This is a genomic window from Acinetobacter sp. SW-226, from assembly GCF_055632855.1.
The window spans coordinates 688,385-709,391 of the sequence record NZ_CM145752.1 but is presented as its reverse complement, the minus strand read 5'-3'; the positions used below and the strand labels follow the sequence as shown (position 1 = coordinate 709,391).

19 protein-coding genes are annotated in these 21,007 nt (G+C 41.5%); 7 read left to right on the top strand and 12 right to left on the bottom strand.

What is annotated here, in order from left to right; genetic code table 11:
* Positions 1 to 2: 2 nt before the first annotated feature.
* On the top strand, positions 3 to 3,599 hold the full coding sequence (locus tag ACZ8ZH_RS03425) for an AAA family ATPase (RefSeq protein ID WP_119064992.1): 3,597 nt from the start codon (positions 3 to 5) through the stop codon (positions 3,597 to 3,599).
* 136 nt (positions 3,600 to 3,735) lie between these two features.
* On the opposite strand, the gene ACZ8ZH_RS03420 is transcribed toward ACZ8ZH_RS03425, so the two are convergent.
* Both ACZ8ZH_RS03420 and ACZ8ZH_RS03415 read right to left on the bottom strand, forming a co-directional pair.
* On the bottom strand, positions 3,736 to 4,470 hold the full coding sequence (locus tag ACZ8ZH_RS03420) for a hypothetical protein (RefSeq protein ID WP_110974850.1): 735 nt from the start codon (positions 4,468 to 4,470) through the stop codon (positions 3,736 to 3,738).
* A 203-nt stretch (positions 4,471 to 4,673) separates the two neighbouring features.
* Positions 4,674 to 5,363 (bottom strand): YggS family pyridoxal phosphate-dependent enzyme, encoded by a 690-nt coding sequence (locus ACZ8ZH_RS03415; protein ID WP_119064993.1) that lies wholly within the window; start codon positions 5,361 to 5,363, stop codon positions 4,674 to 4,676.
* Between the two features lie 122 nt (positions 5,364 to 5,485).
* Between ACZ8ZH_RS03415 and ACZ8ZH_RS03410 the strand changes: the two genes are divergently transcribed.
* The gene (locus ACZ8ZH_RS03410) at positions 5,486 to 6,523 is read left to right on the top strand and encodes a type IV pilus twitching motility protein PilT (RefSeq protein ID WP_086208197.1); all 1,038 of its coding nucleotides are present in this window, start codon (positions 5,486 to 5,488) and stop codon (positions 6,521 to 6,523) included.
* Positions 6,524 to 6,549: 26 nt separating this feature from the next.
* Positions 6,550 to 7,671, top strand: coding sequence for a PilT/PilU family type 4a pilus ATPase (locus tag ACZ8ZH_RS03405; RefSeq protein ID WP_086208198.1), 1,122 nt, complete (start codon positions 6,550 to 6,552; stop codon positions 7,669 to 7,671).
* A 65-nt stretch (positions 7,672 to 7,736) separates the two neighbouring features.
* Here ACZ8ZH_RS03405 and fur read toward each other — a convergent pair whose 3' ends face one another.
* Positions 7,737 to 8,174, bottom strand: a complete 438-nt coding sequence (gene fur, locus ACZ8ZH_RS03400; protein ID WP_086208199.1) for a ferric iron uptake transcriptional regulator — start codon at positions 8,172 to 8,174, stop codon at positions 7,737 to 7,739.
* Between the two features lie 112 nt (positions 8,175 to 8,286).
* On the opposite strand from fur, the gene ACZ8ZH_RS03395 reads away from it, so the two are divergent.
* A complete protein-coding gene (locus ACZ8ZH_RS03395; RefSeq protein ID WP_086208200.1) occupies positions 8,287 to 8,685 on the top strand; it encodes an outer membrane protein assembly factor BamE in 399 nt (132 codons plus the stop codon).
* A 46-nt stretch (positions 8,686 to 8,731) separates the two neighbouring features.
* On the opposite strand, the gene ACZ8ZH_RS03390 is transcribed toward ACZ8ZH_RS03395, so the two are convergent.
* From ACZ8ZH_RS03390 to ACZ8ZH_RS03350, 9 genes are all read right to left on the bottom strand, one after another.
* The gene (locus ACZ8ZH_RS03390; protein WP_086208201.1) at positions 8,732 to 9,055 is read right to left on the bottom strand and encodes an RnfH family protein; all 324 of its coding nucleotides are present in this window, start codon (positions 9,053 to 9,055) and stop codon (positions 8,732 to 8,734) included.
* Positions 9,055 to 10,137, bottom strand: coding sequence for a hypothetical protein (locus tag ACZ8ZH_RS03385; RefSeq protein ID WP_119064994.1), 1,083 nt, complete (start codon positions 10,135 to 10,137; stop codon positions 9,055 to 9,057). The genes ACZ8ZH_RS03390 and ACZ8ZH_RS03385 overlap by 1 nt, the downstream gene beginning before the upstream one ends.
* Before the next feature lie 142 nt (positions 10,138 to 10,279).
* Complete coding sequence (locus ACZ8ZH_RS03380; RefSeq protein WP_086208203.1) at positions 10,280 to 10,735, bottom strand: bacteriohemerythrin; 456 nt, start codon at positions 10,733 to 10,735, stop codon at positions 10,280 to 10,282.
* 273 nt (positions 10,736 to 11,008) lie between these two features.
* The gene (locus tag ACZ8ZH_RS03375) at positions 11,009 to 11,857 is read right to left on the bottom strand and encodes a class II glutamine amidotransferase (protein WP_470247846.1); all 849 of its coding nucleotides are present in this window, start codon (positions 11,855 to 11,857) and stop codon (positions 11,009 to 11,011) included.
* 168 nt (positions 11,858 to 12,025) lie between these two features.
* On the bottom strand, positions 12,026 to 12,925 hold the full coding sequence (gene argB, locus ACZ8ZH_RS03370) for an acetylglutamate kinase (RefSeq protein ID WP_086208205.1): 900 nt from the start codon (positions 12,923 to 12,925) through the stop codon (positions 12,026 to 12,028).
* A gap of 10 nt (positions 12,926 to 12,935) precedes the next feature.
* The gene (locus ACZ8ZH_RS03365) at positions 12,936 to 14,363 is read right to left on the bottom strand and encodes a phosphomannomutase/phosphoglucomutase (protein ID WP_119064995.1); all 1,428 of its coding nucleotides are present in this window, start codon (positions 14,361 to 14,363) and stop codon (positions 12,936 to 12,938) included.
* A 195-nt stretch (positions 14,364 to 14,558) separates the two neighbouring features.
* A complete protein-coding gene (gene dut / locus ACZ8ZH_RS03360) occupies positions 14,559 to 15,011 on the bottom strand; it encodes a dUTP diphosphatase (protein WP_086208207.1) in 453 nt (150 codons plus the stop codon).
* A 41-nt stretch (positions 15,012 to 15,052) separates the two neighbouring features.
* Positions 15,053 to 17,092: a UvrD-helicase domain-containing protein gene (locus ACZ8ZH_RS03355; protein WP_086208208.1), complete on the bottom strand. Its 2,040-nt coding sequence runs from the start codon at positions 17,090 to 17,092 to the stop codon at positions 15,053 to 15,055.
* 126 nt (positions 17,093 to 17,218) lie between these two features.
* Positions 17,219 to 17,869, bottom strand: a complete 651-nt coding sequence (locus ACZ8ZH_RS03350) for a YiaD family glycine zipper/OmpA-like lipoprotein (protein ID WP_086208209.1) — start codon at positions 17,867 to 17,869, stop codon at positions 17,219 to 17,221.
* A gap of 257 nt (positions 17,870 to 18,126) precedes the next feature.
* Between ACZ8ZH_RS03350 and ACZ8ZH_RS03345 the strand changes: the two genes are divergently transcribed.
* From ACZ8ZH_RS03345 to minC, 3 genes are all read left to right on the top strand, one after another.
* The gene (locus tag ACZ8ZH_RS03345) at positions 18,127 to 19,059 is read left to right on the top strand and encodes an acyltransferase (RefSeq protein WP_086208210.1); all 933 of its coding nucleotides are present in this window, start codon (positions 18,127 to 18,129) and stop codon (positions 19,057 to 19,059) included.
* A 10-nt stretch (positions 19,060 to 19,069) separates the two neighbouring features.
* Positions 19,070 to 20,119: a preprotein translocase subunit SecA gene (locus ACZ8ZH_RS03340; protein WP_416332356.1), complete on the top strand. Its 1,050-nt coding sequence runs from the start codon at positions 19,070 to 19,072 to the stop codon at positions 20,117 to 20,119.
* Positions 20,120 to 20,242: 123 nt separating this feature from the next.
* Positions 20,243 to 20,974 carry a septum site-determining protein MinC gene (gene minC / locus ACZ8ZH_RS03335; RefSeq protein ID WP_110974842.1) on the top strand — a complete coding sequence of 244 codons (732 nt, stop codon included), beginning with the start codon at positions 20,243 to 20,245 and terminating at the stop codon, positions 20,972 to 20,974.
* Positions 20,975 to 21,007: the final 33 nt, after the last annotated feature.

The following is a 21,007-nucleotide window of genomic DNA, read 5'->3' as shown; positions in this document are numbered from 1 at the left end:
CTATGAATATTGTTTCCATTCGAATAAAAAACCTTGCTTCACTTTCTGGCGAACACTTGATTGATTTTGAAAGTGATCCTTTAGCCAGTGCAGGGCTTATTGCCATTATAGGGAAAACAGGTGCAGGCAAATCTACCATTTTAGATGCAATGTGTTTGGCACTGTTTAACCGTATTCCACGCCTCAAAGACAGCGACGGAAAAATTCAAGATGTCGATGGCTCGGAACTACTCACCAATTCCCCACTGACCGTACTGCGTCGTGGTACCGCGCATGGTTATGCTGAACTTTGCTTTATTGCACAAGACCAAAAACGCTATATCGCTCGATGGGAATTGAAACGTTCACGAGAAAAAGCTGACGGGAAACTACAAAACGTACAGCGCTATTTAAAATGTATCACCGATGGTGTCGTTGTTGCGGATAAGGCCAAAGCCGTCGATGAAAACATCAAACGTATTACCCAGTTGAGCTTTGAACAATTCACGCGCGCTGTTCTACTGGCACAATCCGAAGTTACTGCTTTTTTAAAAGCACGAGATAATGAGCGCGGCGAATTATTGGAATATCTCACCAATTCGGCTATTTTTGGCAAAATTGGACAACTGGCTTATGAGAAAACCAAACTGGTCGCGACTCAGCGCAAAGAGCTAGAAAATGTATTGGGTCATATTGAACTGTTAACCGATGAGCAAGTTGCAGAACTATCCACACAATTCCAACATAGTGACCACAGCTATCAACAACTCGAAGCCCAAAAGTCACAACTGCAAAAACAACAGCAATGGTTTGAAAGCAAGCAGAAACTCGACAGTGAAATCATCATTAAACAACAACTGGTCGAAGCACAGTATAAGTTACAACAGGAATTAAACCCTGAGCGTGAACGCTTGGCTCGGTTAGAGATCCTCTCAGAAGTTCGACCTATGCTGTTCCAACAACAACAGCTACTTCAAACCAAACAACAACTGCTGCCCCGCCTGCAAAAACAACAACAGTTATTTGAACATTTACTCACGCAATTTGAGACTGAAAAAGCTCAATTCATGCAAGCTGAAACGGCAGTGAATGAACTACAACAGTTTGAAAGTACCCATCATGATGCATTGAATGATGTACGTAAATGTATTCAAGAACGTGATTTTATCGGGGCTGAGTTTAAGAAAGCTCAGGAAAAATTGCAGGCTTTAGAACAGTCTAAGCTCCCCCTAACCCAGCAACAACAAAAGCTTGAACAGCAGATTCAGCACATTGAGCGTCAGCAAACCGAGTGTAAGCAGCAACTGGAAAGTTCACAACAGTTTACAAGCTTAGACCAAGGCCTCAGCGCCCATGTCCAACAACTCGAACAGTTTATTCAACAATACCAAAACATTGAATATCAACTCGGACAACAAGCTCAAGTAGAACAGCAACTGTCAGCACAAAAGGTAAAATTACAACAGTCCATACAACAGTTTGGTCACATCGAAGAGCTGGAAGTTAAAATTGCGCATGCACAGCAGCAACGAGAGTTGAAGATCAATCAGCTCAGTCAAATTGAGCAAATTCAGCAAAAAGTTCAACAGTTTTTTGAATTGAAGACTGATATTGCACAACAGCAAGAACAGCTCAACAGTGCTCAAACTCAGCAACAAGCCTTACAACAGCATACGCTGCAAGCAGATCAGGCTTTTCAATCAACCAAAAGTGAACGCATCCAACTACAACAAGTTTTACAACAGCAACGGCTTTTACATGCTGAGAATGTTGAACATTTACGTGCTGAACTCCAAGAGGGCGAACCTTGTCTTGTCTGTGGAAGTACATCACATCCTTATAAAATGGAAGATACTGCGCTCTCCAAAGCCCTGTTTGAGCTTCAACAACAGCAGGAACAACAAGCAAACCAAAAAGAGCTCGAAAGCTTTCAAGCTTGGCAGCAAGCACAGCAACAACTCACCAAACTCAATGCAGAAATAGAACAACGCAAAACACTAATCCAGCAACTTTCTGAAAAAATCAGCCCATTACAAAGCGTGCTGATTGCACACGGCAAAACAGCAGATATTACACTCGACCTGACACAAACAAAATCAGAAATAAACATGCAAGTTGAGCAGATCATTCAGCAACATACGCTCGATCTACAGCAACTCAAACAGCAATCTGAGCAGTGCCAACATAATATTAAAACCCAGCAATACTGCATCCAAAACATTCAACAGACTGAACACTTGCTACACACAGCAAATAGTTTGCAAAAGCAAGTTCAACACATTGCCCAGTATTTATCTGATGCTGAAAAAACAGTTTGGCAACAACAGACTAGCTTGGCTGCACAGCAACTGTTAGTACGTCTAAAGACTCGTGCACAGCAACTAGAACAACTGGAACAATGGCGTCAGCAACTCGATCAGACCAATCAACAGCTCAAGACCAATCAACAGAATCTTGATCACACGAGCCAACACATCAGAGAAACCGCTGAACGGCTTAGTGAGATCAAACAAAAAGGACAGCAGAATACAGAAATAGCCAATCAATTGATCCAACAGATGACAGGCTTAATGGGTATTAAAGCCAACGAATGGCTTATTCAACACGATCATCAGCGCCAACAGACACAAAGCCATTACCAACAGATCAAGCAACATTTTGAGCAATTACGTCATCAATTTGAGCAAGACAAAAGTCAGCTAGAACAACTTCAAGCACAATTACAGCAAAACCAAAGTAGTGCAGATGATGTGGAAAATACAATCCAGCATTGGCTCAAAGAACATCCTGAGTTTGAACTGCAAGACTTAAAAACGCTTGCTGAAATTAACCCTGCACAAGTGCAACAGATCCGTCAAAAATTACAGCATGCTGAACGCCTACTGAATGAAGCCGATGCTGCTTTGAAAACCATACAAGAGCAATTGCAAGAACATCTCAAGTATCAACCTGAGATTGATCCACTACAGTTAGAGCAACACATGCAGGAGCATCAGGTTGCACTCAATAATCAACTTGAAATACGCGATCAGCTCAAACTGAAACTTGAGTTACATCAGCAAAATGTGGTGAAACAAAAACAATTTGTCGATCAAATTCAAAACATTCAACAAGAAGAACATCGTTGGGGGAAAATATCAGGTCTGATGGGCGATGCTACGGGCAAGAAATTCCGTGATTATGCACAGCAATATAATCTTGATATTTTACTGGAACATGCGAACCAACAGCTCAACCAACTCTCACAGCGTTATACCTTAAAGCGTTTGGATCACTCGCTCAGTCTAGCTATTATTGATCATGACATGGATGGAGAAACCCGCTCCGTTGCATCACTCTCAGGAGGCGAGTCTTTCTTGACGGCCCTTGCCCTATCTCTTGCCATCGCCAATATGGCCTCGGGCTCAATGAAAATCGAATCGCTGTTCATTGATGAAGGCTTTGGGACTTTAGATGCATCATCGCTACACATGGTCATGAATGCTCTCGATCAACTACAAAACCAAGGCCGTAAGGTGGTGCTGATTTCACACATCCAAGAAATGCATGAACGTATTCCTGTCCAAATCCAAGTTAAAGCTCTAGGCGCAGGTGCCAGTACCATTGAGGTGGTGGGATAATTTCAACTTTTTTAATGATCAAAGTTTGATCTTTTTTTTAAGATACAGTTCCCTGCTAAAAATAATAGGAGCATCCTACTTAATGTAAGTGCTCCCACTAAACGCCATTTCAATAGAGAAACCAGAACGCCAACTTTTAATCCGCTGGGAATGCTTTTGGTGGTGGTGCGTATTTAGATGCATCAGTTGCCTTGTCCACTGCCGCAGCAGACTCTAACGGATAAATGACTGTACCAATCACACCTGTATTTTGGATGGAACCATGAGCTGAATTTGCCGCATAAGCCTCTTCAGGTCGACTAAAGGTAAAAGATGCCACCGCGGAGTCGCTCTTACGGAAACCTTCAATGATCAGCTCACCCTGTGGACGAAGCACATAACCTGAGTTGCTACGAGATGCGGAACGCCCATTAATCACATCTAAACCATCCACACTGGCAACCACTTCAAAGGTGCTATTGCTATGGTTTTGGTATTTGAGTTGATAACTTTGTCCATCTTTGCCAGATAAATAATACTGCTGACCATCTCGAAATAAAGGCAGTGGACGCTGTGCATCATTTATAATTGAAAAACTGATTTTTCCGGCCGCCAAAGAAATACTATTCACCGCTTTGCCTGTATATGTTTTACTGGCATAGCGAACTTGTGATTCAGCAATTGGGCTGCTGGATAAACGTTTTAAATTCACTTCTGTTACGTTTGAACGAAGCTCATCACCCCATTTCGTACCCAATTTTTCAGCTCGAGAAACCGTCGCATTTAATGCTGTTGGTTCAGCTGTCACTTCCTCCATGTGAGTATTTGTACTACTACACGCTGCCAAAAATAAACTCAGCATCAGAGAGAGAAATAAATAAATTTTTTCCATTTTTGGGTTCATCCTAAATGCAGTTTTTATCATTGTCAGAGTGTCTGTTCCAATAACTCAGTAACTTAAATCTACAAGCAATTCAATCAGTTTAAATGAAGCCTATTTTTTCAGCAGCGTTTTAGTTTTATAAAATTGTAAGTTAAGTCTTCTCAGCATATTTGAATACCAAGAAGCTTTTTTGACCTTAATGCCTCAACAGCTCAATGTGGTGAATAGTCTCTCGCCCCAAACAAAGCTGTTCCAACACGTACCATAGTTGAACCCGCAGCGATTGCCTCATTCATATCTGCCGACATCCCCATACTAAGCGTATCCCAGTCTTCTGGATGTGCATGCTGTGCTTTCACTTGCTCAAATAGCACTTTCGCCGCCGTAAAAGCCTGCACATTGTTTGGTGCTGGAATGACCATCAAACCACGCAGTTTGATGTGAGGCAACTGACTAATGCTTTGTACCAGCTCAGAAACCTCGTTAGGTTGACAGCCATCTTTGCTGTCCTGACCATCAATGTTAACCTGTAGACAAATATTTAAGGCTGCTTGGGTGGCAAGTCGCTGAGTCGATAACCGCTCAGCAATAATTAAACGATCTACCCCATGCACCCATGCAAATTTTTCAGCCAAATGTTTGGTTTTATTGCGTTGTACATGTCCTATAAAATGCCATTCAATATCTAAATCCTGTAACACCTCAATCTTCTGCAGAGCCTCTTGCAGATAGTTCTCACCAAAGGCACGTTGACCGCAAACGTACATGTCTCGTAACACTTCACTTGGATGTGTTTTCGAAACGGCTAAAAGCTGCACAGATTGCACATCACGCCCTGAAACCTCACAGGCCTGCTGAATTTGGGATAACACATGTTGACGTGAGTTTTGCAGGATATTCATTGACGAGGGTCTCATTTCAGTCATCTTTTTTGCTTTGCCTTTCAACAAACTGTTGGTTAAGTTGTTTGAAAGCCTTATTATTCTATCAAAATAATTAACATTTATATGATCTCGGGGAAATTATGGATATCACAGAATTACTAGCCTTTGCTGCTAAGAACGGTGCGTCAGATTTACACTTATCTGCGGGTATGCCACCGATGATTCGTGTCGATGGTGAGGTTCGTCGAATTAATTTACCAGCTTTAGAACACAAAGAAGTGCATAAGTTGGTTTATGACATCATGAATGACAAACAACGTCGTGATTTTGAAGAATTATTAGAAACAGACTTTTCCTTTGAAGTCCCAGGCATTGCACGTTTCCGTGTGAATGCATTCAACCAAAACCGCGGTGCTGGTGCTGTATTCCGTACTATTCCATCCAAAGTTCTGACTATCGAAGACTTGGGTATGGGACAAATCTTTAAAGATATTTGTGAATTTCCGCGTGGTATCGTACTGGTAACAGGTCCGACTGGTTCGGGTAAATCAACTACACTGGCCGCTATGGTTGACTACATTAACGACAACCGTTATGACCATATTTTAACCGTTGAAGACCCCATCGAATTTGTGCACCAATCAAAAAAATGTCTCGTGAACCAACGTGAAGTGCACCGTGACACACATGGCTTTAATGAAGCACTACGTTCTGCTCTGCGTGAAGACCCTGATATTATTCTCGTAGGTGAGATGCGTGACCTTGAAACCATTCGTTTGGCTCTCACAGCAGCTGAAACAGGTCACTTGGTCTTTGGTACATTACATACCACCTCTGCTGCAAAAACGATTGACCGTGTGATTGACGTATTCCCTGCTGAAGAAAAAGACATGGTTCGTGCCATGCTATCTGAATCGCTACAGGCCGTCATTTCTCAAACCTTACTCAAGAAAAATGGCGGTGGACGTGTTGCCGCGCATGAAATCATGATTGGTATTCCTGCCATTCGTAACTTAATTCGTGAAAACAAAGTGGCACAGATGTATTCTGCTATTCAGACTGGTGCAAACTACGGCATGACCACACTGGACCAAAGTTTGAAAAATTTGGTCACTAAAGGGGTGATTAGTCCACAGACCGCACGTACTGCTGCTAAACAACCTGAAACATTCTTATAAGAAAACAATGGATTTGGGGTAGAGATATGGATTTTAACGACTTACTCAATTATATGATTCAACAAAAAGCGTCAGATTTATTTATCACCGCTGATGTTGAACCTTCAATGAAAATTAACGGTCAAATTGTGCCTGTAGCTAAAGGCAAACTGACAGGTGATGTCGCAGGACAACTGCTGAACTCCATCATGAGCGAGAAGCAGCGTAAAGAATTTGCGGATACACGTGAGTGTAACTTCGCGATTATGAATCGGGATAAAACTGCGCGTTTTCGTGTCAGTGCCTTTCAACAACGTGATATGCCAGGTATGGTTTTGCGTCGAATTGAGACCAAGATTCCAACCATGGACGAGTTAAAACTTCCACCTGTACTCAAAGAACTAGCGATGACCAAACGTGGCATCATCATCTTTGTGGGTGCAACAGGTACAGGTAAATCAACCTCGTTGGCTTCAATTATTGGGTATCGTAACCAGAATTCGAAAGGTCATATCATTACCATTGAAGACCCGATTGAATTTATTCATGAACATGCAGGCTGTATTATTACCCAGCGTGAAGTCGGCATTGATACGGACTCTTTTGAAATCGCGCTGAAAAACACCTTGCGTCAGGCTCCCGATGTGATTCTAATTGGTGAGATTCGTTCCCGTGAAACCATGGATTATGCAATTGCCTTCGCGGAAACGGGGCACTTGGTATTTGCAACACTGCACGCCAACAACGCCAACCAAGCTATCGACCGGATTATTCACTTCTTTGAAGCAGACCGTCATAGCCAATTGTTTATGGACTTATCTTTAAACCTTAAAGCGATGGTTGCTCAGCAGTTGATTCCAACACCTGACGGTAATTCACGCCGTGCTGCAATTGAGATTTTGATTAACTCACCGTTAATTTCCGATTTGATCCGTAAAGGCGAAATCCACGAAATTAAAGATTTGATGAAGCGTTCTCGTGAACTTGGTATGCAAACCTTTGACCAAGCCTTGTTTGATTTGTACAAAGCCAAGCAGATTACCTATAAAGATGCGCTGAAACACGCTGACTCACCAAACGACTTACGTTTACAAATCAAATTATCAGAAGAAGGCGGCGATCGTCTATTGCATGCCAGTGCAAATATCACGTTTGATGGACAAGCTTAATTTTATTCTTTCAAACTAAAAAAGGGCTTCTCATGAAGCCCTTTTTTATATCTTAGATGAACATCTTACTTTTTACGTAGCGCGTCTTGGCATTCAGTAGCATCACAATAACCGTACAGGTTCAACGAGTGTCCCGTTAAAGTAAAGCCATGTTTTTCAGCAACTTCATGCTGCTCGTGCTCAATCACTTCATTCGTAAATTCAACCACTTTGTTGCAGTTTTGACACACAATATGATCATGATGATCATCTTGCATAATTTCAAAAACAGAGTGGTTATTTTCAAAGTGATGGCGCTGAATAATACCCGCTGCTTCAAATTGCGTTAACACGCGGTAAACAGTTGCTAAACCGACATCTTCACCTTGTTCAAGTAAAGTCTTATAAATATCTTCCGCACTTAAATGGTGTTGTTTTGAATTTTCTAATAGTTCTAATATTTTAATTCGTGGAAGTGTAACTTTAAGTCCAGCTTTGCGTAGATCTTGATTTGAAATTGGCATGTAAAAAGGTCTCTCAACAAATTTAAAGTTAGAATATGCAACAAAGTGTAGATGCAGTATGATCTATCCGTGGCTCAATTGCATCATAATTAATTTGGGATAGTGTAGCAAAATGCAAAAAATCATGTTGACGTTATTCGTCACTTCACTGCTCGCAGGTTGTTCGACCTTGGGCGTTTATAAAGTTGATATTCCTCAAGGTACACCATTAACTCAAGCACAAGCGTCAAAAATACAAGTTGGCATGAGCCATCAACAAGTTCGCTTTTTACTTGGCAGCCCTACGCTTTCAGATCCAATGAATCCACTACGTTGGGACTACATCTACAATTATACCCCAGGAACCTATGCTAAAAAAGCCAAGATTCCTGCTGCGCATGGGCAACACCTGCAAATCTACTTTGACTCAAATGGTATTGTCCAAAAAATTGAAGGCTTAGAAAGCATCCCTGAATCTCAGCCAGGCTTACCAGCATCGAAAGAAGCGATTCTAAACGCGCCCCCACTATAAAGCCTTATAATAAAAAAGAAACCCCTCAACTGAGGGGTTTTTCATATCACTTCGATTGTTTTAAGCGATTGCCTTTGGCAAAGCGCCCCACAGGGTTATTTTCTGCACGTATCCGACGAATATCTTTAGGATTAATGCTTAAAGCTCGATAAATTTCAACGCGATCCCCAGCTTGTAATATCTGCGCATGCTCTTTTAAACGAACACCAAAAATACCCAGTTGTAATGGTTCTGGTAATTCAACTTGAGAACAAATACCGCTCAGTTGAATCGCATCCAATGCCGTCATCCCCTCAGCAAACGGAACCCGGAGATGAAACTGCTGGTTTGCTGTTGCATAAGCAACCCAGACGTAGTGAAGCTGGCTCATTAGATCAATTTTCCAAGCACAGCCACAATAGCCAATACAATAGAAACGGGTAAGACCACACGCACCGCAATACGCCAAATATTATAAAAAGCTTCATTGCTAAAGTTCATTGACTTACGTAAATGGCTAATTTTCATAATCCAACCAGCAAAAATGGCATAGATCAAACTAATCACTAAGCCCCAAAGCATCAGTAAGATGTTAAAAATCGGACCAGTCGCTGGAATCAACCAAACCAATGTCGCAGCCAGAAGTATCAACCATTGAATGACCACATTCAGTTGACGCTGTGCCAACTGTTCACGTGCCATCTGCAACAACACGGCCGCTGCTGCAACTGCAGTCAAAGCAATGGCATATGCAGGTAATGCTGCTTGTACTGCAAAAAATGCAAAAGCAACCACGGCTAAAATTTGTGCAATCCAAATGGGTAGAACCGTCTTGCTTGCAGCATCTTGCTGTTGAACCTGTAGCAGGCTATTTTGCCAGTACAGACCGAGTCCTAAACCACTTGCCACTAATGCCAATACCGTTGCACTGCCCCATTCTGAGAATTCAACAGGCGTCACTTGCCATTCAGCCACACTTACTCCAGAGACATTGGCTACGACTAATGAAACGATTACACCAATAGCCGTTAGGGCTAAAATTAGCTTCCGTGGTGCAAAAGACAAAGCGATGGTAACCACAGCCAAACCACCAAAAATCACGGGTGATATACTATCTGGCAGTGCATATTGATTCAGGAGCTGTGCAGCATTAGAGAGCATGCCACCTGCCAAGAAAGGAATAAAGACAACTGCAAGCCAACCCACAAGACGCCAAGTTTGTGATGCATCTGCATCACGGGTTAAACTTGATAATGCGTTTAATGCCGTAGTTTTTGAACGCTTTGCTAAGGCAATTTCTAAATAACACACAGGTAAAGCCAAGATCAGCATGGTGAATAACCAGAGCAACCAAAAGTCGAGCTGACGTTCAACCTGAATTCCCACCAATGGTGCAAGTGTGGCAATGATAATAAATGATAAACAAAATGCCATCAGCGGCGATAACCATCGTGACATAGCATTGTCTTGCATGATGCGTTCCTTCAATAAGTCTTGCGCTATTTTGCCTTGCTCTCTTATGAAAATCAAAAACAAAAAGCAAACCACCAAAACTGATGATTTGCTGCGCTAAATATAATTAAAATTTATTGTTTTTATCCCTTGTTATGCTCACTTATGAAAAGAAGCGAGCAAACCAGTTTTTCCCTTTTTTCTTTTCTTTTTCTTTGATGATCCCCATCATGTTTTCTTTCACTGCCCCGACATAGTCAGCATCATCGTGTTGAATATGATTAATCAGCCATTTCGACAATACTTCATGTAACTCAGCTTCAATCGACTGTCCTAACTCAAAACGGTCACGATAAGATTCAATTTTTTTAATAAATAAATCATGCACACGCTTATGTGGTACACGGTATTTATAACCCGCCTCTTCTTGAAGAGATTCTTCAAAAGTAAAATGAGATTGTGTGTAATCAATAATATTTTCTAGAATTTGCTTTACACGTGCACGATCAGTATCAACATCAATTGCTTCAATTTCATTAATGTAATCTAAAATACGACGGTGCTGATCGTCAATCACATCGATACCAGTATTATATTCTGGAACCCACTTCATTATCATTCCGACCACCCAATAAAAATTAATAGATTAATTACATGAATTAATCATATCGGTTAGTGATGAAAATAAAAGTGAATCAATTTAGTAGGGTTTCTGATATTAGCATCGTATTCAACATAAGTGATTATTTTATATCAAAATATTAATTTAAACCCGAGCAAAAGAATAAGTTATTTTTTAACCAATTTATTATTTTTAATACACAAAAAATAATAAAAACATGCTTAACATTATTATCAGCATGCTTTTATATTTTATCTATTTTGGAATAATTTAATATTGATCTGCTTTGGTCACTCTTTTTAATGATGGGTCTTTAGCTTCCCGGACTAAGCGTTCTACATGCGTCATTTCATGCCGTATCGCTTTGCCATATTGAAATAAAATCATTTCCCCTGGTGCAAAGGCCGTCCATGCTTCATTTTGAGTTAAAGGCTCTGTAGTAATCACAGCGACTCGATCCTCTGCAGTAGTGACTTGACTAAAATCCACTTCAACATCAAGGTCAATCAGCTGCGCGGGGTTAAATGGGTACTCTCGCACCAACCAATGCAGTTTGGTAATAGCGTAACTAAAAAGTGCCTGCCCATTAGACAAACAAAAATTGAACGTACCATGTTCCGCAATCCGTGGAGAAATATCGGTTAATAAATCAAAAACTTGATCTAAACTTGGCTCAACATAACCAAATTTGTTCACTAACTGATCTAGCAAATAACAAAATGCACGTTCACTGTCAGTATTCCCCACAGGAGTAAAACGTCCTGACAGTACAGGATCAAAGTCATGCAAATCGCCATTATGCGCAAAAATCCACTGTCGCCCCCATAGCTCACGGCTAAATGGATGTGAGTTTTCTAAGTTAATTTTTCCCTGCGTCGCTTTGCGGATATGGGCAATCACATTGCGTGATTTGATCGGATAGTTCCGAATTAATTCAGCAATCGGTGACTCAACTGCAGATTGATTATCAACAAACAAACGACAGGCTTTGTTCTCAAAAAAAGCAATTCCAAAACCATCACAATGATCTGAGGTAATCCCCGCCCGCTGCGAAAAGCCTCGAAATGAAAAGGTAATATCAGTCGGTGTTGCACAATTCATTCCGAGCAGTTGGCACATAATCTTGATCTTATTTCAAACATATTTATTTATGATGGTTTTATTGTGCATGAGTCCTGACTGGCTTGCAATTCACAATGCTTCATAACCCGAACACATTCGGGCATAAAACCATTTTTATAAAACGTATAGGCTTAAAAAAAGCCTCCGAGGAGGCTTTCAAAATACTTAGTGTTTACTGCGGTTGGTAATCAATGTACCCACACCATGATCGGTGAAAATCTCCAACAGTGTTGCATGTGGCACACGACCATCCACAATATGCGCGCTCACCACACCGCCTTTCACCGCATCTAGCGCACAACCCACTTTTGGAATCATCCCGCCATAAATCACGCCCGTTTCAATAAGACGGTCAACTTCTTGGGTGGTAAGTCCTGTCAGCAGATTTTTATTTTCATCTAAAACGCCTGAAATATTAGTCAACAAAATTAGCTTTTCAGCACCGAGGGCTTCAGCCACTTTTCCAGCCACCAAATCAGCGTTGATGTTATAAGTATTGCCCTCTTCATCCACACCTAAGGGTGCAATCACAGGAATAAAATCACCACTGCTAAACATTTCCAATACATCGGTTTTAACACTGGTCACTTCACCGACTAGGCCAAGATCAATTTTTTGTACCGTACCATCTTCAGCAGTTTTTTCCATCAGTAACTTTTGTGCACGCAGTAAGTTACCATCTTTACCCGTTAAACCAATAGCTCGACCGCCATGTTGGTTAATCAAGTTCACGATAGATTTATTCACACTACCACCCAACACCATTTCAACCACTTCCATGGTCGCTGGATCAGTCACACGCATGCCATCAATACGGTCAGACTCACGTCCCAACTGCTTTAAAAACGAGTCGACTTGTGGACCTCCGCCATGGACTACAATTGGGTTCAATCCAACGGTTTTTAACAAAACGATGTCACGTGCAAACGAGCTCTCAAGCTCAGGATCGGTCATTGCATTGCCACCATACTTTACAACTAGCGTTTTTCCAGCAAAACGTTGAATGTACGGCAAAGCTTCAGTCAGAACCTGTGCTTTGTCGAGGCCAGTATGTTGATGTGGCATGTGCCTCTCCTTAATGGGCGTCTAATATGTCTTGTGCAATCTGCGGATAATCTGCCGTCAGCATGTGCACAAAGCTATGGCGAATTTGATTGAGCCGCTGATCACTGTCCGCGTCGAAACGCACGGTAAAATACTCGCCCGTATTCGATGCTCGAATAATGCCAAATCCGTCCTCAAAATCAAGTCTTACACCATCAATTTTACTGATTTCTGCTTGAAAGTGCTGACTTTGTTTTTCTACATTCGCTAAAACCAGCGCAGGTGAAATTTGATGGGTACTGATATAAATATCTTCAGTACTCGAACGTTCTGGGTAATCTGCCAGTGCTTCTGATAAAGTTAGCTGATGTAAGTTTAAATATTCCAATACTCGTAGTGCAGCATACAAACCATCGTCATAACCGAAACCACGCCCATCATTAAACACATAATGCCCAGCATACTCACCGCCAAAGATAGCTTGTCCTTTAGACTGCGCCAAATACTTACGTAGAAATGAACTACCTGTGCGAATCATTTTGGGAGTTCCCTGATGAGCCAGTACTGTGTTGCGAACCATCGTGGAGCATTTCACATCGAAAACGACTTCATGCTCGGGATGTTGAGACAAACACATTTGCGCAAACAGTGACAGTAACCGATCAGCTGAAATAATCACTCCGTTTTCATCAATTAAAACAACACGGTCTCCATCTCCATCAAAGGCAATACCGATATCCGCATGCTGCTGTTGCACGGCGTGGCGTAGCAGTTCTAGATGTTTGGCTTGAGATGGATCAGGGGCATGTTCAGGAAATTCACCATTGGCCTCACAGCGTAAAGGGTGAACCACACAACCTAACTTTTTTAGAACCAAGACTGCACAGCGCCCCGCAGATCCGTGTAGCCCATCTACCACCACCTTAAATGGTCGAGCTTGGGGCTGCAGTTGGATATCACTCAATAATGCATCTTGATAAGCTAAACAATATTCAGGCACGACCTCATGTGGCAACATCTGCCAGTTCATTTCTGCATGACGATCCAAGCACGCATTTGTATCGTATGCCACTTGCTGAATTGTTTCAGGTAAAGGAGGTTCACTCTGCACAATCCATTTAATACCATTATCCGACTTCGGGTTATGGCTGGCTGTCACCATAATGCCATTGCCATCAAACTGACGCGCTGCAAAATACAATACAGGGCTGGCACAACAGCCTATATCATGTGCTTCTAGCCCCTGTTTAATACATTCTTGATAAATAATTTCTGCAAATGCGGGACTGCTTAGCCTAGCATCATAACCAATCGCTAAACGGGTTTGGCCAGCATTTAAATATTGCATCGCTAGCGCCTGCGCAATGGCACGAATCAACTCAGCACTCATGACATCCAATTTGCCACGAATATCATAGGCGCGGAAAATATGTGCAGGGAAATTCGGCTGATAATGCATAGTTCTAACTTCTAATCTGTTCATTTCGAGCAGCTCATTTTCAACTGCCCTTGTTTTTATGGCTTTGTGCTTTTTTTAATTTTACTCAGGATTCAAAAACGAGGTGTAACTTTTTATGAACTAAAAATGAGCACTCAGCATAGAAACAATAAAAGCCCCTCAGATGAGAGGCTTTTTTACATTTTCACGGACCGTTTAGTTTTGACCTGTATGTCCAAAACCACCTGCACCGCGTTCTGTCGCTTCAAATTCTTCTACAATATCAAACTGTGCCTGCATCACAGGTACAAGTACATACTGTGCAAGTCGCTCGCCTGGTTCTAAACTGAATGCCGTTTGACTACGGTTCCAAACTGAAACCATCAATTCACCTTGGTAGTCCGAATCAATTAAACCCACCAAGTTACCTAAAACAATACCGTGTTTATGACCTAAACCTGAACGCGGTAAAATTAAACCTGCAAAATGTGGATCTTCAATATAAATAGATAAACCCGTTTTGACCAAAACCGTTTGTCCCGGTTCAATGACGGTCGCAACATCGACACATGCACGAAGGTCTAAGCCTGCTGAACCCGTTGTCGCATAAGTTGGCATTGGCCATTCATTGCCTAAACGTGAATCCAACACTTTAACCTGAACTTTCATTCTATTCTTCCTCGTACAATAAATTTCAAAAACAAAAAAAATTAGCGTTTAATCAACGCACGTAAATTGTCTAAATAGTGCTGCGCTTGTAATTTCGGATCGACATTGCCCGCCAGTTTCTTTTTCCGTCCTAGCCATTCCAACTCATCTTGCGGCAACTCATCCAAGAAACGACTTGGTGTCATTTGCTTCATCTGCCCGCCCGCTTTGCGTTGTTCTGCCAGCGTAATGGTTAACCCCTGACGCGCACGAGTAATACCCACGTACATCAGGCGACGCTCTTCCTCAACCGTATCTGCGGCAATCGAGTTTTTATGCGGCAGCAATTCTTCCTCAAGACCAATCAGATAGACATATGGAAACTCAAGACCTTTGGATGCATGTAACGTCAACAAGTTTACTTTGTCGGTGTCTTCTTCTTCTTGTTGCTGCTCTAACATATCCAGCAACACCATTTTACGAATCACACTTTCAATGTTTTTCTCATCAACATCTTCAGCACGGTTAATCAAACTTTGAATACTGCTATACAGTACTTCAATATTATCTAGCTTGGTTTTTTCCTGTGCAGGCGTCGCCGCAGACTCTTTGACATAGTCGATATAACCCGCTTCAACCATCATCTTGCGGATAATCGGCACTGGTTCATCATCCTCAAGCAACTCACGAGTAAAGGTGGTAATGAAGTCTGCAAACTCCGCCAACTGCGTGGTGGCTTTTTTAGGAATCACCATGGTGAGACGCTGATCACCCGCTGCTGAAAGCAAAGACAAATGATTTTCTTGAGCAAATAAACCCAGTTTTTCTAAAGTCACAGGGCCAATGGCGCGTTTAGGCGTATTGATGATCCGTAAAAATGCACTGTCATCTTCAGGGTTAATAATGACACGCAAATAACTCATCACGTCTTTGATTTCAGCACGCGCAAAGAACGACTGACCGCCTGATAACTTATATGGAATTTGCATCTGACGGAGCTGTGTTTCTAGTGCACGTGCTTGGAAATTACCCCGATACAAAATGGCATAATCTTTCCAATTTTTGCCATTCATCAGTTTATGCGTAATCAAGTCTTTCACCACGCGCTCTGACTCATCGTCATCATTGCGACACGTAATCACGCGAATGACTTCACCATGGCCTTTATCTGACCACAGTTTTTTATCAAAAATATGTGGATTATTACCAATCACGGTATTGGCCGCTTTTAAAATGCGACTGGTCGAACGATAGTTCTGCTCCAGTTTAATCACTTTTAAATTGTGAAAGTCTTCTTTGAGCAAAGCCATGTTTTCAGGTTTAGCCCCACGCCATGCATAGATGGATTGGTCATCATCGCCCACTGCGGTGAACTGCCCCATCACCCCCACCAGTAATTTCACCAAAATATACTGTGCAGTGTTGGTATCTTGATATTCATCGACCAATAAATAGCGAATGCGATTTTGCCAGCGTTCACGAACTTCTGCATTTTCCTGTAAAAGACGCGTCGGCATCACAATCAAGTCATCAAAATCGACCGCATTATAAGCACGTAAATTACGTTCATACAGTTGATACAAATGCGCAAACTGAACATCTTCAGCAGTTTCACAAGTGGTGTGTGCTTGCTCAGGTGGAATCAGATCGTTTTTCCAATCTGAAATCATCTTCATGGCTTTCGCAATCAGCTCTTTACTTTCCGCACCAGATAAATTGTCACGGTGCATCAAGTCCATCAAAATACGCTTACAGTCGTCTGCATCTAAAATAGAAAAATTATTTTTTAATGGTGTGTGTTTCAACTCTAAACGCAACATGTTTAGGCCGAAGGTATGGAAAGTCGAAACTGAAAGTCCTTTTGCCTCTTCGCGTGAAAGTAATTTAGTGACACGTTCTTTCATTTCGCGTGCTGCTTTATTGGTAAACGTCATCGCTGTGATGCGATATGCTGGAATACCGCAGTGTTTCACCAAGTAAGCAACCTTACGGGTAATCACCGAAGTTTTACCTGAACCAGCCCCTGCAAGTACTAACAAGGGTCCTTGAGTATATTTCATGGCTTCAAGTTGCTTGTCGTTTAACTGACTTGCCAGTGACATAGTCTTTCCTCTATTTCATTCCGAGCTCGATTATAGTCATCTCCACTCAAGATGCATAATGCAAATTCACATTTTAATCGTCATAAAAAAACCACCCGAAGGTGGTTTTTCAGTCTTCAATAAAAATTATTGAATTGCGTAGATGCTGATTTCTACACGACGGTTTTGCTCACGGCCTTCAGCAGTTGCGTTAGACGCGATTGGGTTTGCTGAACCTTGACCTTGCGCATTAATACGTGTTGTAGAAACACCTTGAGATGCCAAGTAGCTTGCTACAGATTGCGCACGCGCTTGAGACAGCGGAATGTTGATTGAGTCATTACCTGTACTGTCGGTATAACCTGTTACAAGAATACCGCTCTTGTTATCTTCAGTTAAAGTTTGCGCAACTTTGTTCAACGTTGAATAGAAGTTTGGCTTGATGTTCGATTTGTTGGTATCAAACGTAATGTTACCTGGCATGATTAAACCTACAGAGCCATCTGGATTACGGTTAACTTCTACACCAGTACCCGCCATTTGTTGACGAAGTTTTTTCTCTTTATTGTCAAGGTAAACGCCCGTTGCACCACCTAATACAGCACCAATCGCTGCAGCACGGTTGTTTTGACGGCTACTATTCGCATTACCTTTAGAAATACCATAACCCGCAGCAGCACCAATTAAAGTACCTAAAGCAGCTTTATCGTATTCTACACCACCAATGTTATTGCCAGTGCTTTGACAACCTGTAAGAACCATTGCCCCAACGACTGCGGAAATTGCTAGTGCACGCATCGCATGCCTCCTTCTTTGTGTGTTTTGTTTATAGAACAAATATTGTCGTAAAACGATAAACTAGACCATTGATTTTTTGTTAATAATAAAGCCTTTATTTACAATATGTAATAAAAAATTTCCTTTTCAAGGCTTTCTTCGTCACATTTCCTACACAGTTAATGTTTGGTGCTTTTCTATTTGATCATCCCGTACTATATTGACCTTTAGAAAATAGAACGAGTTGTAAAACACATTAGATTTCAGGGTTTATTTTTATGTCATCGCCAAACCAAAAACAACCTTTATTAAAAAAAATCACACGTGGTTTAACTGTTGGTTCAGTCATTACAGGAAGTACTTTTTTTCACGGCCCACCCGTACTGGCACTTGGTCTCACAAAACTGTTTAAACAATCAAAAAAAGTAGATGAAACCAATATTCAAATTACCAACAGCTGGCTAGGGGTGAACAATTATTTAATTGATCATATTTTACCTGATACCCAATGGGATATTTCAGTCGATGAAGATCTTGAGCTAAGTATGCAAGGTCGTTATCTCATGACCTGTAACCACCAAAGTTGGGTCGATACCACAGTCAATCAGTACTTCGGCTTAACCCGTATGCCCCTCACTCGCTTCTTTACCAAGTGGGAACTTATTTTTATTCCATTTGTCGGACAAGCCTTTAAAATTCTAGGTTTTCCAATGATGAAAAGGCATAGTAAAGAACAAATTGCGAAAAATCCTGCATTAAAAACACGCGATATGATTGAAGCGCGCAAGTCTTGTGAACAATTACTGAGTCAACCATTTACCCTATTAAATTATTTGGAAGGTACACGCTTTACCCAAGAAAAACATGACCAGCAACAATCCCCTTATCAACATTTGCTCAAACCCAAAGCAGGCGGTTTAGCTTTGGCCTTAGGGATTTTGGGTAAGGAGATTGATGCGTTGGTGGACATGACCATTGTCTATCCCGATGGTGTGCCTGGCTATAGTGAATTTTGGCTTGGCGAAGTCCCACGGATTGCAGTTAATTTGCGTAAAATTGACATCCCTGCGTGGGTACTTTCTGGAAACTATGAAGACGATGCTCGCTTTCGTGAACAGTTTCAACAATGGGTTGACCAACTTTGGGCTGAAAAAGACCAATTGATTGAACAAATGAAAACCAAATATTCACCTTCCCACTCAACCCAGTAAGGGTCTATGCATGATGCAGAATAACCAAGCCAAAAAATCAAAATATCATCAGGTCGATCCACAAAGTTTGTATTTCAAACTATTTTTGATCTATGACATTTTTATGGTGTTTCTCATCATTTTTAACTTGTTTTGCTTGTGTGCTAATTTTTTTATCATGAGCAATATTGGTGGATGGTTTTTCCATGCCATTCATCTTGAAAATATTTTAGCGTTTTATCGCGAACATTTGCACCCGTGGGTCATTACCACCGAGGCTTGGTTTATTCTGTTCTTGATTGCTGAATTACTGGTACGTTGGGGCATTGCTATTATTTATAGGCACCATCGTCGCTGGTTTTTCTTCCCTTTCATCCATTGGTACGAAATTTTAGCCATTATTCCTCATTTACGCTTTTTAAGGTTATTCCGTGCAGGAGTGATTGCTTTTCGCCTGCATGAATTAGGCTATAACGTCATTCCTCAATCGGTACAAGCTAAGGGCAAATTTTACTACCGCGTGGTGATGGAGGAACTGTCTGACCGCGTCGTGATTACCGTATTGGATGGGGTTAAGCACGAATTAAATACCAGCTCGACCCATAAAAAAATTATCCATGACCTTGTCGATCATCATCGGACTTTATTTGCACAAGCATTGGCCGAAATTCTACAAGAATCTCTCGCAACTGAACTGAAACAGCGTCAGTATTTTATTGCACAAAATGTCGGTCTGATTGTGAACCGTGCGATTGAAGATACCCCCGAACTCACCCAATTACTACGTTTAATTCCAATTGTGGGAGGACGAATTGAACAGCAAATTCAAAGTATCGGGCAACGTCTCGGTGAAAATATCACTCAAGGCTTATTAGAACCAATGGTTACGGGAAACCCAGCACAACCCAATGCAACCTACCGCTTAATTGCGGAAAAGGTCAGTGATTTAAAAATTGACAATCAGTCATTGGAGCAATTGGTTGAGTCTGTGGTCTATGAAAGTTTGGATGCAATTCGTAAGCAAGTTAAAGTGAAACAATGGCTAGAAGAGCTAGAAAAAGATGATCAAGCCAAAGAATAAGCATTAAGCTAAAAATATTACAAACGTAGCTAGTGCAATCCTTCATTTTGTTCTAGGATTTGCTCTATTTACAACATCACTTCTTTAGTAAAAAATAAATCTGAGAAGTCTTAAGGAAAAATTATGGCTGATATCCGGATAACCGGCAGAATGGTCAATGCAATTCGCATTACCCTTGACACCAATGATCATGATGCAATCCGACAGCAGTTAACTAAAACATTACAAAGTGCATCAACTGCTGGAGCTTTGGTGGTTCTAGAAAGTACTGTTGAGCAAGAGTTAATTTCGCTCATCCAATTACTGCTTGATCTGGATGTTCAACCAATGGCCGTACAAGATGGGATTTTGGCTGAACAAGCACGTGCCATTCAGTTCCCCGTAATTCCAGCCCAAGGTCATGCGGTAGGTGCACAGCTACAAGAAGTTAAAGCAACCAAAGAGCAAGTGGTTGAAGCCCCTGCTCCTGTTGCCACACCGTCTGCCAATGCTCCAGTTGCGGCAGCCTCTGTGATTCGTCATGCGACCTCATACCATGACGAAATTTTACGTACGGGCCAGTGCTTGGTCCAAAATCAAGGCGATATCATTATTACCGCGGGCATTAACAGTGGCTCGGAAGTAATTGCTTCAGGAAATATACATATTTATGGCAGTGCTCGTGGTAGAGTCATTGCCGGCGCGGGTGGAAACACTGCTGCACGTATCTTTTGCCATGCTTTAGAAGCTGAGTTGGTTTCAATTGCAGGAACCTATTGTGTCGCAGATGATATTCCAGCGCAGCATTTAAAACGCCCAACACATATTTACTTAAATGATCAACAAGAGCTTGTATTTGAAGCGCTTGAATTTTAATGTATAAATAAACACCAAAAGCCCCAAATGATA